Source organism: Pseudomaricurvus hydrocarbonicus (assembly GCF_011602365.1).
Lineage (GTDB): Bacteria > Pseudomonadota > Gammaproteobacteria > Pseudomonadales > Cellvibrionaceae > Pseudomaricurvus > Pseudomaricurvus hydrocarbonicus.
The window spans coordinates 1-16,694 of record NZ_JAAONZ010000006.1 but is presented as its reverse complement, the minus strand read 5'-3'; the positions used below and the strand labels follow the sequence as shown (position 1 = coordinate 16,694).

Below are 16,694 nucleotides of genomic sequence, written 5' to 3'. Positions count from 1 at the left end.
TGTCTGAATCAATTGTTGGCACTAGATGTTCAGTCCAGCCTCGGTGAACATCTGCTTAAGTGAAGAAAGCTGCGGTTCGAAATGCTTCCAGTGACCGGCAGCGCTTTGATAAATCGGTTGCCTTATCTGGCTGGCGCTGGCAGTTTGGCTGGCGGCTTGATTGTTATGGAATTCAAAGCAGCTGCGCTCTGGCGCCAGTTGGCAGTGTTGCAGCATGCGCTGGATGTTTTGATCCGGCGCCTGCACTAAGGCTTCGTACTTCACCGAGTAAATATTCTCGGGGAAACGGCTTTTCCAGGCGTCCATCATTTGCTGATGGGCAATAATGTAAGCCCCCAGTGCTTGCAGATCGTAGGAGTAGCCGTAGCCGTGATTGAATAACATTTTGAAGTTACTCCATGCGGTATCCATGGGGTGACGATCAAGGTGAAGGATTTTTGCCTTGGGGAAAGCTGCCAGAATGTAGCCGATGTAAAGCGCATTGAACGGTAGCTTATCCAGAAAGTAATGGGTGTCGGTATTGGCACCCAGACGATCCAGGCTCAGCTGCAAATAGCGATCATGAATGTAACGGTATTGCTCGGGCTTGATGGACAAACATTGGTCGATGGTGATGCTGAACGGGTCAGTAAAGCAGTTTAATCCCATGCTTTCCATCAGGGCCAGTGGCAGGCTGTTCAGCTCGCCACCACTGACAACCTCTGAATGACTGCTGATGATACGCTCGACCAGTGTGGTTCCGGTGCGGGGTAACCCCACGACAAAGATAGGTTCTGGGGATTGTGAGAGCGCTGAACCTTCCCCGGCGCCATGGCCAACACCGGTTAACTGAACGTGGTTATCGAAAGCACTGGGCAAGCGTGACATCAGTTCAAGTGATTTCTCGAGCTGGTAAGGGCTGTTTTGACGTTTCACGGTCGCTGCGTTTGCGTAAGCATCAAAGGCACCACTGTAGTCTTTGGTGTCCTCCAGATATTTGCCCCTGGCATAGCCCAGCTGAACCTGCGCCCGCCAGTTGCCCGGATTGAGTTCACTGCAGCGATCAATCAGCGCAAGCATGGCATCCTGGCGGGTGTAGCGGCGCAATTGCAGCAGGTTATGGCAGGCTTCGAAATCACCGGGCTGCTGTTGCAACAGCTCACGGTAGTCCTGCTCTGCGCCCTGGTTATCACCGCTAAAGCGACGCACCGCAGCCCGGTTGTAGAGGCTGGCAATGTGACGGGCATCCTTCTGCAGAGCCTGGTTGTAACACGCCAGAGCGTCATCCAGTTGATTGGCCTCAAACAACAGTGTTCCCAGCTGGGTTAACAAATCAGGGGCTTTTTCGGACTGAATGTTTTGCGCGTAATTCAACGCTTTACGGGCTTGCTGCCAGTCCTGATTGGTCAGATAACAGCGCGCCACCTGCATGAAATACTGCGGGTTGTTGGGTTCGTTTTGAACTGCCCGCAGTGCAGCGTCAACCGCCAGTGGCAGTTTCTTCAGCGCCAGACTGACGGTTGATAAAAGCAGCCAGCAGATACCTTGCCCGGGGTAGGTTTTCGCCAGGCTGACACAGACAATCGCAGCATCGTCAAATTTGCCCGCATCCAAAAGGTGTTGGGCTTTTTGTACCTGTTGGGAAAATACCTGATCCTGTTCGGAAGTCGATTTATCAGTCATGGTCAGCTCGGGTGAATGTGGAAAAGGGGGGGATGAATTTGGGAGAGACGAAAAGCTTAACATAAAGTGTAGTCTCCTCCTGCAGCCCTCACGAGGGTGAGCCTTCTTGCCTGATTGACGGGCAAATTGTTGGACATTGTGCGGGAGAAGCCGGAAAGGTGGTTCATAACTCACCTTTCCGGATTTCACGCGCGGTGCGGGGTCAGTCGCTGGAACTCATCAAAAATTGTAACTGGCGCTGATACCAATGGTGCGTGGTCGAACACGGTATTCCTGATCGCCCAGGTTGGCCGCGTATTGCAGACCGGGTTTAGACCCTGTGTACTTGCCGTTACCGTCACTGGTGGTGATGTCATCGGCATTGGTCAGGTTGTCTGCGTAGAGGGAAACGCTCCACTTTGGAAAGGTTAAGGCGAGGTAAGCATCGGCCAGTGTCGAGCTGTCAATCTCATCGTAGCTGTTGGCGGCAAGCGAAGAGGGCTCTGCAAAGCCGGTGACAAAATCCCCTTTGTAAGACACGCCCAGATGCGCCGTCAGGTCAGCCCCCATATCGAGCGCGCGGGTGTAAGACAGCGACGCGGTGGCCGTATGAGTCGGGATACCGGGCAAATCATCGCCCTTTTGACCACCCAGCGTAGAGGATTCGACCCCGCCACTGACATTGGGGATATAAAAGTCTTTGGTGAGCTTGGCGGCGGTGTAGGTGTAGCCGATATTAAAGGCCAGTGATTCGGTTAACTGCGTGTTGAGCTCCAGCTCAACGCCTTTACTTTCGGCTTCGTCGCCGTTGTACATGACGGGAAAACCGCCGTTGGGGGTTTGCACGATCAGAATGGGGTCATTCCAGTCAACATAGAAGAAGGCGACAGAATAGCGAGCGGCGTCGGTCAGATAGCCCTTAAAGCCAATTTCATAGTTAACGGATTTATCGGGGTCAAAGAACAGGTAGTCCGGGTGTTCGGCAAACACACCACCTTCAACAACGGGGGTGGATAAGTTGTCTACCGGTACACCATTGGCGCCACCGTGGCGGAAACCTTCCGCAATGGTGAAATACACTTTGCCGCTGTCGCTGAAATCATAGGATGTATTGAATTTAAACAACGTATCTGAAAAGCTTTCTTTGCCGGAGGCTTGGCTCAATCCCAGGGCGCCTTCACCACAGAAGATGCCGCAGGGTGGCAGGGTGATGCTTTGCGCCGCAAAGAACTTTTGATCGAAATAGCGCGCACCGGCGGTCACTTGCCAGGCATCGCTGACGTGATAGGTCAGCTCACCGAAGACCGCGCGGTCTTCAAATTCACTTTCGAGAAAGTTGCTGTAGCCCAGGTCGGGTGCCTGTGGGTTGACCATAGCGTACAACTCGTCAACGCCGGCGATGTAGTCGTAGCTCTCGGCGTCAAACTCGACATCGTTGTAATAGGCACCGACCAGCCAGTCCAGCTTGCCTTCGCCGTTGGAGGTCAGGCGAAATTCCTGGGTGGTGGATTTGCTTTCGTAGTGTTTTTTACCGGTCACAACTTCGCGGGGAACGCCGGCGTAGTAAGCCCAGAAACCGGAATAGCCGTAGTTGTAGCTCTGGTCGTGAACGCTGTCGGCTTCGTTGGTGGTCAGGGACGTGGCCGAGGTCAGTTCCGCAAAGCCAAAATCGTGTTTGACAATCAGTGAGCCGAGGGACACTTCGCGTTCGAACTCTTCCAGCACCTTGGTGGCGGATTCATAGCCATCCAGACCGGCGGCGGTGGCGGAGGAGCCGCCAATCTCATCCTTCTGGTAGTTGTACATGAAGGAAATGTCGGTGGCATCGGTGGGGGCAAACAATAAAGTACCGCGGGCCATCTGTACGGATTCGTCATTGATGTCTTTTTTGATGATGGCATTGCCGGTCGGCTGACCGTTGCTATCGAGCTCTTCAATGTACGCAGAATCGATGTAGCCCGCGTTGTCCAGGTTGGCCACGGTACCGCGAAAGGCCAGTTTATCGGTCAGAGGCACATTTATGGTGGCCTCAATATCGGTGTTGTAATCGTCAGATTCGTCAGTGACAGAGGCTTTGCCCTTGATCGAGCCGGACACTTCGTCCATGTCAGGTGCGGCCGGAATGTATTTCATGGTGCCGGCCAGTGAGCCTGAACCGTAGAGTGTGGCCTGTGGGCCGCGCAAGACCTCCACCCGGTCCATGTCGCGCAGCTCCAGGTTGGCAAACACCGGTGTTTCGTTCATGTACACCGACACAACCGGGTCGGTCAGACTGGGGAAGTCTTCATTACCGGTCCCGGAGACATTGAGCCCGCGCATCACGATACCGTTATTGATGCCGTTCTTGCTGCGACCGCTGTCGGACAGGGTTAACCCCGGAATGCTGCGGGCGATTTTTGAAAAGTCGTTAATGCCTTGCGCAGAAAGTTTGGAACCGTCAAAGGCAGAGATGTTGTAAGGTACGTCCTGAACGTTGGTCGCCCTGCGCGTTGCGGTGACGGTAATTTCTTCGAGCTGCGATTGTGCTATGGCCATCGGGGGAATCGCGAGTATGGCTGAACATATTGCTGTGTGGAGTTGCTTGGGTTTAAACATGGTAGCCCTGCCTTATGGATAGTTGCCTGAAATCCTGCCTCGGTATGTTTCAAATACTATCCACAACAGCGGGGTTTAAATACTTCACAAAAAGCACTGTGGTATTCCATAATGGAATGGTGGCCAGTATGGTGCATGAAAAACTGTCCGGTGCGCGCTATTGGGGCAAAAAGCGGCCGTTTCTGGCGTTTACACCGGGAAATTCGGGTTTATCACGAGCGCGGTGGGTGTCGCGAAGTGCACATTTGGTTGATCGAAACATTTGTCTGTTAAGCTGAATTCGATTTTTGTGTATTGCTGGCCAGTGGCCGTTTGTGATTTGCCATACCGGGCATCAACTCTAAAGGGTCCTGCTGTTAAGGCTTGAAAAATGCGTAGAAACCTTCCCAAAATCACCACCTTGCAGTGCTTTGATTCCGTGGCTCAGCATTTGAGCATGACTTACGCTGCCAATGCGATGCACATGACGCAAAGTGCCGTCAGTAAACAGATCAAGAGCCTGGAGCAGCAGTTGGGCCGCAATCTGTTTTACCGGCATGAGGGTCAGCTGACACTGACTCCGGTGGGCGAACAGTATGCGCTGGAAGTCAAAGCGCTGTTGGCTCGTTTGGCGGACATTACCGATAGGGTGTCGATCGCCGACTACGTGAATGGCAGTTTTGATTTGAAGGTGGTGACGGAGCCGACCATGGCGATGCATTGGCTGGTGCCCAGGCTGTCCGAGTTCAGCAGTCTCTATCCTGATGTGAAGGTGCATTTGCACACCGACTTTCTGTCCGTGGAGCGCAATGTCCGCAAGTGTGATGTTGCCATTCTGTTTGGTCATGGCAATTGGCGTGGCTGTGTCGCCGAGTTTCTTCGTTACGACAATCTGGTCGCGGTGGCATCCCCGGATCTCATGGGGAGAAAGCCCATCGCTCAAAAACTGGATGGTATTTTGGGGTTGCCGTTTCTGCATCACAATCACCCGATTTCCTCTACCGACTCCTGGCTCAAAGCGGCTGGCATGTCTGAAAAAGAAATCACCCAAATTCAAGGGGGGCAGTTTGAGCATTTCTCTTTACTGCTGGAAGCGGTTAAACACGGTTTGGGGGTGTCGGTGCTGCCAAAATATCTGGTACAAAAGGATATCGCGGCGGGTAATCTGGTGTTGGTGTGCGAGTTGGAGCATCAGATTGATGGGGCCTATTATCTGGTCTATAACGAGGACCGGCGCAACGAGTACGCCATTTCCAATTTCCGCAAATGGTTGTTGAGCCACAATGAACCCAAGGTGCGTTTCAATCAGCGCCCGGTTGAGCTGATACAATCCTGAGGCGGCCTCCCGCTGGCAGATTTCCCATTGGCGTCGCCAAGGCTGATGATTTCAGGCCTTTAATGTAAAGACAAACTGTGAAGCTAAGGACTGGGCGTGTTTCAACATCATAAATATTGCGTGATTGACGTCAGTGGTCTGCTGGTGGCTTATGAAGACCGCGAGGGCCGGCTGAACCTGTACTTGATTGAAGGCGCCGATGCACATAAAGCCTTTCTTATGAACTACGACGGCGCAGACCCCCTGGCAGGGATTGATCAGGCCAACGAGGGGCGGGACAAAATTCAAATCGCGGATGCGGGGTTGGAGGACTACCTTGTCGCTAAGGCCGTGCCGCTCAGACACTCAATCTACACCTGTCTGCTTGACGCCAAAATAACGGGGACGGTTGACGTCAATGATCAAGTGGTTCAGCTGTGGGGCATCACGCAGGCTGTGCTTAACGGTCAGGGAAAAACACTGACCTATGCCGCCGGAACCTGACAGCCAACCCGGTGGATGCTTTCAGCCAGGCAAGTCAACATAGAGTAAAAACACGTGGCTAGTGATCAGGGCGTGCTTGTACCTAAGTCTGCCAACACGTGATGATAGTTGGTGCTGTCATTACCGGGATTCGGCAGCTTGCTAACGCCTCGTTCGTCGTTGGTTCTATGGCAGCAATCGGCTCCCACTTGACATCGGGTGCTCCTTGCAAGCCAGCTTCACTTGTCTGTAGATCTACAAAAAGTTGTTAAGATCTGCGGCGAGCAGACTTAAGTGCCGGCTTTCTTTAAACTGACTTCAATCATTATGTTCCCCTCCCTGCCAGAATTTTCGCTCGGTGGAGACCACCCACATCCGATGACACTCTGGCTGTGGCAGCCATTTCACAAGGTAATTGCATGACCCAACCGCAACTGTGGACACGGGACTTCATCATTGTCTCGGTGTTGAACTTTTTATTGGTGCTGGTGTTTTATTTGTTGGTGGTGGTCATTGGCCTCTACGCCAGTCGTGAGTTGCACGCTACGGCCAGCCAATCGGGCCTGGTGGTGGGTGTGTTTATTGTGGGTGCCATGGTGGGCCGCTTGCTGGCGGGGCAAGGCCTCGATCGGATTGGGCGCAAACGCTGTATGACGGTGGGCTTGTTCCTCGCCATCCTTACCTGTCTGTTGTATTTCCTTTAAGCCGGTATCGGTTTTCTGATCCTGAACCGTTTTTTGCACGGTATTGTGGTTGGCGTGGTGGCAACAGCGACGGCGACGGTCGTCGCACACCTGATACCGGTTACCCGGCGCGGGGAAGGACTGGGGTATTTCGGGGTCAGTACGTCGTTGGCCACAGCGATAGGTCCCTTCATCGGTATCCTGATGATTCAGCGCACCGACTTTGACGTGATCCTGATTTTCTGTACCAGCATCAGCGTGGTCTGTTTTTTTGTTGGGCTGATGCTCAGGGTGCCTGAGCTGAGCCATGAACAGCGAGCTGTGTCTGACGCAGGATTTCGCTTCGGCAATTTACTGGAGCGGCAGGTGATTCCGGTGTGCACTGTTATGTTACTCACCGGTGTTTTTTACTCCAGTGTGCTGTCTTACCTGAACATCTATGCCATCGAAAAAGGCCTGGCGGATGCCGCCAGTTTCTTTTTCATGGTCTATGCCGTCACCGTGCTGGTTTCACGACCGTTTGCGGGCCGTATGATGGATAGCCGCGGTGCAAACATGATTATGTATCCCAGCCTGGTGCTGATGGGGGTGGGACTGGCTTGCTTGGGGTTGGCTCAGTCGGCGCTGGTACTGCTGGCCGGGGCTGTGTTTCTGGGGCTGGGGTTTGGCAGCGTACAAATCTGTATCCAGGCCATTGTCATTAAAATGGTCGAGCCTGACAGGATCGGTTTGGCGACGTCCACGTTCTTTATTTTTGTCGACGCCGGTCTGGGTTTTGGCCCGTATCTGCTGGGACTGCTTGTTCCCTATCTTGGCTACGGCGACCTTTATCTGCTGCTTGGCATTCTGTCCGTTATGTCGGTACTGCTGTATCACCTGATGCATGGTGCCCAAGAGCGCAAGCGGTTGCCCACGCCATGACAGTGTTCACTGCCCGGCGAGGTACACCGCTGGACCAATGCGCTGTTTTATTGGGGCGCTGAAGCTTCGGTAGCGGAATTGATGGTTTTGCGGGCCTTGGCGCACTGATCGGCTTCGGCAGTGGCCCTGTCCATCAGGCCGGTGTACAGAAAAGACATGCCCCCGGTTAAGAAGGCGGCACCACCACTGAGTAAAAGCCCTTTGGTATTCAGCCCGACACTGGGTTGCGCCAAAGTGCCCGACAGCTTGACGAAAGGTGTGACGAACATGTCCGCACTGACGCCGACACCCTTGCGGGGTTTGGTATTGAATTCGAAGTTGAGTTTTTCATCATTCAGGTCAACCTCGCCACCACCGACCACCATCAATTTCTCACTCTGCAGGAGAAAACCGTTTATCTCACCCCGGCCGGAGTCGAAGTCTATGGCCAAAACACTGCACTCCCAGTTGGTGAATTCTTCTTCTTTGGCAAATGGATTCAGGGCATTCAAAAGCTGGGCAAGAATATCACCGGAAAACTTTTCGATCAGATCGTTGCTGACGCGCCCGGCACCCTGATCTATCATCATCGTTCCGTCCAGGCTGGAGGCCAGAGCTCGCGGGGTCGCACCGCTGGTATGGAGGTCTACGTCGATGGCGGTTTTGGGGATCTGGTCTGACGGGACATCGGGTCCTGATAGCGTAGATAGTTTAAAATCTTTGGCATGAGCCTTAAGGGCCAAGGTTGACTGCTCGCCAGCGGGTGTGATCTTCACATGACTTTCGAATATCCCGGAAACCTTGCCTTCAAAGCTGTTGTCGATCACTAAGCTTTGGTTCTGTGTTTTGGCCTGCAGCAGGACGTGCTTGGTCTCGACGCCTGACTTCTCAGACACAATGAGGCGATCAATGCTGGTCTTTATATCCACCTGCATGGAGTTCAAAGCTTCAAAGTCGATGGGTGTTTCGTCAAACACATAGCGGGATTTTTTAGCGCTGGCGGACTGTTTAGGGGCAGAGGAGTTAGGAGCTTGCGCAGACGGTGAGTCGTCAGGCGTGTCAGTCAACGGCGACAGGTCGATCAGGGTTGACTGGGCTTCCAGCTTGACCAGCGGCACATCCCCGCTTTCTAAACGAGCAGTGCCTTTTAAGTTACTGTCACCAACCACAAGGTTAAACGGGTTGAGGTCGACGGACTTGGCGCTGGCGGAAATATCCGCTTGCAGCTCAAACGGCATGGCCGGAAGTCCTGGCTTCAGGTCGCTGAGGAGATTACCGGCTACCTCCGTGGAAATCCGCACACTGCTGTCGGCGCTGTCGAGTTGACCGTTCAGGGTGAGTCGTGTGCCACCCAGCCCTACCTGCACGTTTTTCAGTTCGACCTGATCCTGAATCAGTTTAATGTTGCCCTGGAGCTTGAGGTCTTCTTCGGGCAGCTCTTCCACCTCAAACAGCTGGCCGAGTTTGTCCAGGGTCGTGACGGTTGCACTGAAATCCAAGGAATCCTCCGGGTAATCGTAGCTGGAGGCGAGAACGACATCTTTGGCTGTAACCTCAAGATCAGTATGGCTATTGGTCACCTTGGCGGTCAGGGTGATGGGCAGATCCGACCATTGTCCTGGCCCTTGCAGTTGCCCCAGTGCTTGTAGTAACCAAAGTCCCGGTTCAGATTCCGTAATGTCCAGGCTTTTGAGCAACACTTTGAAGTCTTCACTGTCGGGTTGTCGATACAGCAGCTGGATGTTGTGGAGGGCGGCGGCCTGGATTTCCACCGGCATTTTCAGGGTTGGTTGTGTCGTGTCGTTTTCCGGTTCGGGTTTGTCCTCGGACGGTTTGGCTATGTCCCAGTTGGTTTCGCCCTCAGGGTTGGTTTCATAGAGAGCATGCACGTCATCAAGAATGAGCTTGCGAACGATGATGGGTTGTCGCAGCAGGGATAATAGGTCGATTTCAACATACGCTTTTCCGGCCTTGAGCATGCTGGGTTCGGATCCCCAGGGTGGGCTGGCAAGGCTGGCGTTTTCAATCAGCACGGTGGGGGTCGGTAAGACATTGAGTTTGAAGTCACCGTTGATACGAAACTCACGCCCGGTGGCGTCGCTGATAACGGTTTCGATCTTTGGTTTAAAACGACTGAAATCGGCAAACCAGAGGTAGAGCACGCCGACCATCAGCAACGTGACCAGCGAAAGCAAGAGGATCTTTAGAAGTTTCCGCCATGTCATGTCGAGTTGCCCTCAGAGATCTGTATCGGTTCCAGTATAGTCGGGCGCAGGAGGAATCAGGGGCAGGGATGCTGTGAAAAGGCTATGTGTGGTGGTGATTGAATTAACTGTGCGATCTTTATGCACAATCCTTAAGACCGTTAGGATGGATGACAAGGAAGCTTGGATGAAAGAGAAGCTTGGCCAAAGAGAAACTTGGTCAAAAGAGAAATTAGGCCAAACCGGGCTTGCAACCGGTTTGCCTGCGATGCCGCGGTTGCCCACAAGGACCGGGTTGCGAGCTCGGAAATGAACAGTGCACGCCATTCATGGGTGCTGTAGACATGGGTGCTGTAGATAGACCTCGGGCTTTTAGATACCCGGCGCTTCATGCTTTAAAAGCTGGACGCCGGATGCTTTGCTGATCACCACAAGGTATCCCTGGATGCGGGCTTTGGGCCTAGGCTTTCTTCACAAACTCCGATTTTAATTTCATGGGGCCGATGCCATCGACTTTACAATCAATGTCGTGGTCGCCTTCCACCAAACGGATGTTTTTCACCTTGGTTCCCACCTTCACCACAGAAGATGAGCCTTTGACCTTCAAATCCTTGATCACTGTGACGGTATCACCATCACTCAACAGGTTGCCGTTGGAGTCTTTGACGATCAGCTCATCCGCCGACTCTTCAGCGCTATCGGCGGCTGACCACTCGTGGCCGCACTCGGGACAGACAAAAAGGTTGCGGTCTTCGTAGGTGTACGCGGAGCTGCATTGTGGACAGTTGGGCAGATCGCTCATGAGGGAACCTCGCTCTGAAATAATAAAAGGGGGCGATTATGCCGGTTTGGCGGCAATAAGCCCAGAGATTATAGGGCTATTACACCGTCGCCATCCCTCCCCGACCCGACTCAGAAAGGGGAGGATGATGGGTGGATTGAACGTCAGCTTTTTTTACAAAAGCGCTCGGTATCGCACGCTTTAGTTTGGTAACTCATTGAAATAAATGAGAATTTTTACATTGGATCAGTATTTGCTAGACGGCGTTAGTAGTATCCGTAAGGGAGAAAGTAACAATAACTGTCATTTTTTCGAGATGACCTATTGGAGAATGTTGGAATTTAGGGATAGAGATATGGAAATAAAAGTTAAAAATAGGATAAGGGGTTGTCGGTCAATATGTGTGGGGTTGTTTTTGGGGCTGTTCACCGCAGTTGCCGCGAACGCTGCCATGATCGTCGCGAATTTGGAAGATGTGACTAATGGCGGTGGCTTTTATGCGCAAGTCACAGTCTCGGATATTGTCGGGGGTGTCAAGGTGACGGCTGACATTGCCAGCCCGATAAATCCGGGTTTAACCCAGGGGGATATTCTTGGCCTGGGTTTTCAAATTGCCGATGAATCTCTGTTGCCGTTGACCATAGCCAATAATGGCAATGAAGATCCTTCAGGGATCATTACCGGTGAGTGTCAAATTGCAAATGGCTGTGATTTGTTCCACGGTGGCGTCGGTTCTCTTGGGACGGGCTTTGACATCACCATCGCTCTCGGGCTATCGGGCAGTCCAGCGGGGCTTGTGCAAACCCTCATGTTTGAAATGTTCGGGGCGGGTTTGACGGCCAGTGAATTTGCGACCCAGGCCATTGGCATGAGAGTGCAGAGTCTTGAAGGCGTTTTGCGGACCTATACCGCAGCCTCATCCAAGCTCATTGGCGATGGTCCACCTGGCCGGGTTCCTGTTCCAGGAACTCTGGCGTTGTTTGGTGCCGCTCTGCTTGCGTTTCGGTTTGCATCCAGCTTGTTGTCTCGCTGCAAATTGTCTCGCCGCAACACAAGCTGCTGATCCGACTTACTCCCACATCCACCCGCAGCAGGGGTGGTGATCAACCTGATAACCGCGACACCTTCACACGGTGTCGCGGTTATTCTCAGTGATTCTCAAAGCGCCCTGATTGAGGCGTACTCAGGGGCGGGTGTCTCTAAGGCCTCTGTGTCTGCTCTGTTTTCAAACAAGGATTGGGTCTTTGATGGTATTTTGATGGACACGATGGTCTTGATGAATACGTGCGGTGCTGGCGGGGCTTATTGGGACAATTCACGGTAAATTTCTTTGGCGAGCTGTTCTGCTTCCCGGCACCTGGCGTACACATTGCCTTCCAGTTTCGGATTCATTCCAAATATCCAAAGCCCGGGCAGTTCATGACAGGTATTGTCAGGACCAATACAGGCTTGCGGTAACAGGTGGCGCAACCCGTTGCGATAACCGGTTGCGCAAATAATGCTGTCAACGCACTTCTGCTGGCCGTTGTTGAATATCACGCTGTCACTGCTCAATCGATCAATATCCGGTACGACTTCAATCCGTCTGCTTTTGAGGGCTTTCACCAGGCCCTGATCAAAACCGGGAGCCACGCCATCCATTGCCAGTCGCGTGGCGAGACCTGTTGTGGGGGTGCGGATACCATAGGGACGCAAGTCACCAAAACAGAGACGGGAAAGGCCGTGGGTTAACTGGTCCTGTAGCCAAAGGGGTAATTTATTCAACATCGGACTGATCAATTGCACGGGAAACCCGGCTATCCGGGTGGGCAATAAATGCGCCCCATGACGCATGGAAATGGTGAGGGATTTAAAACGCCCGCGCTGAATCAAATGGTTAGCAATATCAATTCCGGAATTAGCGCCGCCGACAATCAAAATGGCTTTATCGTCGTATTCTTCAACGTGTCCAAAACCGGCAGCGTGAACCATTCTGTTGGATGGCGGACCGGATCTCAGAAAATGATCCAGTCCTGGCCACCGGGGCCAATAGGGAATTCTGTCCGTCCCCGTGGCGACGACGAGCTGTTTGCTGCGGAAATAACCTTGATGAGAGATAACCTGCCATCCGGTTTTCCAGGGTTCCACCTTGATGGCATGAGTCTGAAAGCGGATCTTCAATTGATATCGGTGACGTAAATGTGTCGCATAGGCTTCGAGATAGGCGATGTAATCATCTCGCGTTACGAACGCGCCCAGACTTTTTTCGAGAGGCATTCCGGGTAAACCGGACAGCAGCCGATGAGTATTGAGCGACAGTTGTGGATGCCGTTTACGCCATGAGGAGGCGACCACTGAGGCTTCGTCTAAGAGCAGTGGTTGAACCCCCTGCTGCAACAATTGATACGCCAAGGATAACCCCGAGGTGCCGGCTCCGAGAATGATGACTTGGTGCGATGAGTTGTTAGTGACCATGATATCGGTCACGCTCTGGAACGTGTATCCGTTCCTCGTGAAGCTTGACGAGAGTGTTCACCGGTTTGTTCCAAAATTTTGGGGCGGTTGCCATTATTGTTACACTCCGTGCTCATGCCGCTGGCTTCGTAAAACTCATGAGCCGAAAAAGTTGGTTATAACGAGGAAAACGTTTACTTCAAAAGCCAAAAATATTTTTCTGCTTCTGAAGTCTATATCTTACTGGCTTCTGACCCTATAGCATCATTGCATGTTCAGTTAATACAAGTGCGGGTGACTCAGATGTTGGCGTTACACTGTGTTTTATAAACGGGTAACCTTTTTTGTGCACTCTGGAAAACTGAATTTGATCCTAAATTGTTCGTCAAGGTTAGAGAAATAACTTAGACGACAGAATTATGGTCTTGAGAAAATCCAGTCCGGAGATAAGTTTAAAAACTGAATCACATCCTATAAAAATTGGAACATATGGGTTTCTACTCCTATATTGGAAAGGTTGTATCCCAAAGGCACAAAATTTTGACGTAAAAAATCCACTGATAAAAGCACCTTTTCAAGGAGAATACTATGAACGTCAGACACCGCGTTGCCGCTTTGCCGCTGATGCTGATTTCGCTGTTTGTTTTCAGTCAGGCTGCGATGGCGGATATGTCCAATAAATGGCGGATGGAGTTCAATGGCTCAGCCAACTCAGACGGTGCCATTACGGTGCGCATTTCACCTGAAGGGGGCATCCCGCTGGAAATTACGACACTCGTCAGCAAAGGCACCCGCGAAAATATGGTGGCCAAGGCGGTCGTTGAGTCCTTGCAAAGTAAGTTGCCAAGGGGCGCCTATAACGTTGAGCGCGACGACGGCGAAGATGTGTTGATCAAGAAAGGAACCGGGACTCCGATTTTTGGTCTGGATGTCTTATCCAATACGGTGAAGAACGTGAAGATCCATCTTGATAAAGAATAATGGCGGCAGCTCATCAGCGGCCACTCATAGCCGCGCTGTAAAATGATGAGCTGTTATTCAATGGAATCTGTCAGAGCTTAAGCGATAGATTTGATCAGCCCTCCCTCCGCACTGTTTTTGCACCCGGCGACCGCTGCGGTGGACGCTCCTTTTGTACAGGGAGGCAAGGCCGGGTTTGTGGTGTCCAAAATCAGTTATGCCTTAGGGCCTGACGCCAAAGATGCCGACACCTGCCCAGACGGCATGAGCTTAAACCCTGTGGAAATTTTTCAGCTTACGCCGGAAGCCAAACGTCATCAGGGTGAGTCGGATAAAGACTACGGCAGCCGGCTGGACCAGGGTGGCTGGAAAATCGCCACGGCGGCCAATGGGCAAAACCTGTGCATGAATCCGGAGGCCGGCGGGCCAGACCCTCACTTTCGCACCGTCAAGCGCAGCGACGTGGCTGTACCCGGCATCAATATGGATGGGGTGAATACCCCGGTTGGCACAAGCAACGACGCCAATTCCTGTCATCATTCAGACTTTATCGGCATCAACGGTGAAGCCGGTGTCGATAATCAGTTCTACCGGTTGGTGGGGTGCAGCCGTTCCTTTCAAACCAGTGGGGCTTCCAACACCTATGGCATCGAAATGCTCACCGGCGCCTGGGGCATTCTCATTTCCGTAAGCGGTGTGGATGATCTCAACAACGATGACGAGGTTGAGGTAGGGCTGTACGCCAACGCCGACCCCATTCGCCTGAGCCCCGGTCGCAACCCGCTGCAATACGCCACCTACGCCATGGATCAGGATCCGCGTTTTCGGGCCACCACGCGCGGTAAAATTCAAAATGGTGTGCTCATCACTGAGCCAGTAACCGTGAGGTTTCACAGCATTGTAAACAGCCTGCGTCTGGAGCGAGAGCTGCAGGATGCGCAATTGCAGATGACGCTCTCCGAAGACGGTGTCCTGGACAGTTACCTGGCGGGCTATACCCCGGTAGAAACCATGTATGACCTGCAGTACGGCTATCGCAGTGGCAAAGACAGTCAGGGAGAGCTGGCGTCATTAAAATTGAGGCTGGGGACAGCCAATGGTGCCGCGCGAGTCTTGGGTCACAGTTGTCCGGGAGCCTATCACGCCCTCTATCAATTGGCGGACGGCAACCCGGATCCGAACACCGGACGATGCACGTCGATATCGACTCAGTATCGCGTTACCGCTATTCCGGCCTTTGTGGTGGATGTGAAAACCCAAAGCATTAATGATGCCTTGAAACAAACGGAGACTGACGATGGTTACTAAACAAAGCCATGCGCAGAGATGGAATTGGTTGTTTTCAGGGCTGATGGTTAAAAAAAGCGGCCTGGCACTGGCTTCGGGTTTATTGTTGGGGCTGACCGGCTGCGACAACAGCGATGTTGCCAACCAGGAACCAGAGCCGGTAGGCGGCCCGACGGTCATGCGGCAATTGAGTGAATCGTAATATCGGGCAACGGTTGCCGATATCTTCGGTGCCGACATTCCCGTGGTTGCGCGCTTCGGCAAAGGTTTACGTGCAGAAGGTTTGCTGGCGGTGGGCAGCAGTGAAGCGGGTATCTCGGCCATCAGTATCGAGCAATATGATGCAGCCGCACGCAGTGTGGCGACCGTGGTTGTCAGCGAAGAAAAACGTTCCCAACTGGTACCGTGCACCCCACACTCCGAATCTCAATTTGATGCCGCATGCGCGACCTTGTTTGTGCAACAGTACGGCCCACCATTGTTTCGCCGTCCGTTAACCGATCAGGAAGTTGCCCGGTTTGTGGGCGCAGCCCGTACGGGGCAGGAGTACTTGGGCAGCTTTTACGAGGGCCTCAAATACGCCTTGTCGGGCATGATGGTGGCGCCAGATTTTTTGCTGCGTATTGAACACACTGAAACCCCAACGCAGACCGGAATCAACAGTACGGCAGCCGAGACGGCCGGTGTTGTGCAGCTGGATGCGTTTTCCAAAGCTACCCGGCACAATTATTTTTTAACCAACTCGACTCCTGATGCTGAACTCCTGCGGGCCGCGGCTGCCGGTGATTTGAATACCGAGGCCGGGCTCGAACAGCAAGTCGATCGCCTGCTGCAGTCGCCTCATTTTGAGCAGGCCGTGCGGGCATTTTTTGAGGACATGCTGCAGTTCGATTTGTTTGCTGATCTGGCCAAAGACCCGCTGATCTACCCGGCGTTCAATTCGGAGGTGGTGGCCGATTCGCAGGAGCAAACGCTGCGCATCATCACCGACCTGCTCATCACTCAAAATGCAGACTACCGGGATCTATTCACCACCCGTGAAGCCTATCTGACCCGCGCTTTGGGGGTTGTTTACCGGCTGCCGGTGCCGACGCGCCATGGCTGGGAAAAAAACAGAGTTTTCGGTGGACGCTAACCGCGCTGGCATTCAGAGCCACATTTCTTTTCTGGCCCTGCACGCGCATCCGGGGCGTTCATCGCCCACCTTGCGGGGGCTGGCGGCGCGAGATATCTTTTTGTGTCAGGACGTCCCCGATCCGCCGGCGAATGTGAATATCAGCATCGTGCAGGACCCATCCAATGCCAGCGTACTCACCGCCAGGGAGCGGCTGCAAGCTCACCGCACCGAACCCTCCTGTGCCGGATGCCACAAAATCATGGACCCGCTGGGTCTGACGCTGGAAAATTTTGACGGTCTGGGCACCTATCGCACC

General features: G+C 53.0%; 13 protein-coding genes and 1 pseudogene. 9 read left to right on the top strand and 5 right to left on the bottom strand.

The window, feature by feature from the left end; genetic code table 11:
• Positions 1–21 precede the first annotated feature (21 nt).
• Positions 22–1,662 (bottom strand): tetratricopeptide repeat-containing sulfotransferase family protein, encoded by a 1,641-nt coding sequence (locus G8770_RS09825; RefSeq protein WP_167185551.1) that lies wholly within the window; start codon positions 1,660–1,662, stop codon positions 22–24.
• A 219-nt stretch (positions 1,663–1,881) separates the two neighbouring features.
• The gene (locus G8770_RS09820; protein ID WP_167185548.1) at positions 1,882–4,236 is read right to left on the bottom strand and encodes a TonB-dependent receptor; all 2,355 of its coding nucleotides are present in this window, start codon (positions 4,234–4,236) and stop codon (positions 1,882–1,884) included.
• 370 nt (positions 4,237–4,606) lie between these two features.
• On the opposite strand from G8770_RS09820, the gene G8770_RS09815 reads away from it, so the two are divergent.
• The 3 genes and pseudogenes from G8770_RS09815 (at position 4,607) to G8770_RS24160 (ending at position 7,617) form a co-directional block, all read left to right on the top strand.
• Positions 4,607–5,551: a LysR substrate-binding domain-containing protein gene (locus G8770_RS09815; RefSeq protein ID WP_167185546.1), complete on the top strand. Its 945-nt coding sequence runs from the start codon at positions 4,607–4,609 to the stop codon at positions 5,549–5,551.
• 96 nt (positions 5,552–5,647) lie between these two features.
• Positions 5,648–6,034 (top strand): hypothetical protein, encoded by a 387-nt coding sequence (locus G8770_RS09810; protein ID WP_167185543.1) that lies wholly within the window; start codon positions 5,648–5,650, stop codon positions 6,032–6,034.
• 398 nt (positions 6,035–6,432) lie between these two features.
• Positions 6,433–7,617, top strand: a pseudogene (locus G8770_RS24160) (MFS transporter).
• Positions 7,618–7,664: 47 nt separating this feature from the next.
• On the opposite strand, the gene G8770_RS09800 reads toward G8770_RS24160, so the two are convergent.
• Both G8770_RS09800 and G8770_RS09795 read right to left on the bottom strand, forming a co-directional pair.
• Positions 7,665–9,821, bottom strand: coding sequence for an AsmA family protein (locus tag G8770_RS09800; RefSeq protein WP_167185539.1), 2,157 nt, complete (start codon positions 9,819–9,821; stop codon positions 7,665–7,667).
• 439 nt (positions 9,822–10,260) lie between these two features.
• Entirely contained in the window at positions 10,261–10,602 is a 342-nt protein-coding gene (locus tag G8770_RS09795) for a zinc ribbon domain-containing protein YjdM (protein WP_167185536.1), read from the bottom strand.
• A gap of 382 nt (positions 10,603–10,984) precedes the next feature.
• Here G8770_RS09795 and G8770_RS09790 point away from each other — a divergent pair, with 382 nt between their 5' ends.
• Positions 10,985–11,644, top strand: a complete 660-nt coding sequence (locus G8770_RS09790; RefSeq protein ID WP_167185533.1) for a hypothetical protein — start codon at positions 10,985–10,987, stop codon at positions 11,642–11,644.
• A 239-nt stretch (positions 11,645–11,883) separates the two neighbouring features.
• Here G8770_RS09790 and G8770_RS09785 read toward each other — a convergent pair whose 3' ends face one another.
• Positions 11,884–13,035: a flavin-containing monooxygenase gene (locus G8770_RS09785; RefSeq protein WP_167185530.1), complete on the bottom strand. Its 1,152-nt coding sequence runs from the start codon at positions 13,033–13,035 to the stop codon at positions 11,884–11,886.
• Between the two features lie 567 nt (positions 13,036–13,602).
• Between G8770_RS09785 and G8770_RS09780 the strand changes: the two genes are divergently transcribed.
• The 5 genes from G8770_RS09780 to G8770_RS09760 all read left to right on the top strand — a co-directional run.
• Positions 13,603–13,995 (top strand): hypothetical protein, encoded by a 393-nt coding sequence (locus tag G8770_RS09780; RefSeq protein ID WP_167185527.1) that lies wholly within the window; start codon positions 13,603–13,605, stop codon positions 13,993–13,995.
• Between the two features lie 90 nt (positions 13,996–14,085).
• On the top strand, positions 14,086–15,282 hold the full coding sequence (locus tag G8770_RS09775) for a hypothetical protein (RefSeq protein WP_167185525.1): 1,197 nt from the start codon (positions 14,086–14,088) through the stop codon (positions 15,280–15,282).
• Positions 15,272–15,463, top strand: a complete 192-nt coding sequence (locus G8770_RS09770) for a hypothetical protein (RefSeq protein WP_167185522.1) — start codon at positions 15,272–15,274, stop codon at positions 15,461–15,463. The genes G8770_RS09775 and G8770_RS09770 overlap by 11 nt, the downstream gene beginning before the upstream one ends.
• Positions 15,464–15,505: 42 nt before the next feature.
• Positions 15,506–16,396 carry a DUF1592 domain-containing protein gene (locus G8770_RS09765; protein WP_167185520.1) on the top strand — a complete coding sequence of 297 codons (891 nt, stop codon included), beginning with the start codon at positions 15,506–15,508 and terminating at the stop codon, positions 16,394–16,396.
• Positions 16,386–16,694: DUF1588 domain-containing protein (locus G8770_RS09760; RefSeq protein WP_167185517.1), on the top strand; the 309-nt coding region annotated here is incomplete at its 3' end. The genes G8770_RS09765 and G8770_RS09760, both read left to right, overlap by 11 nt.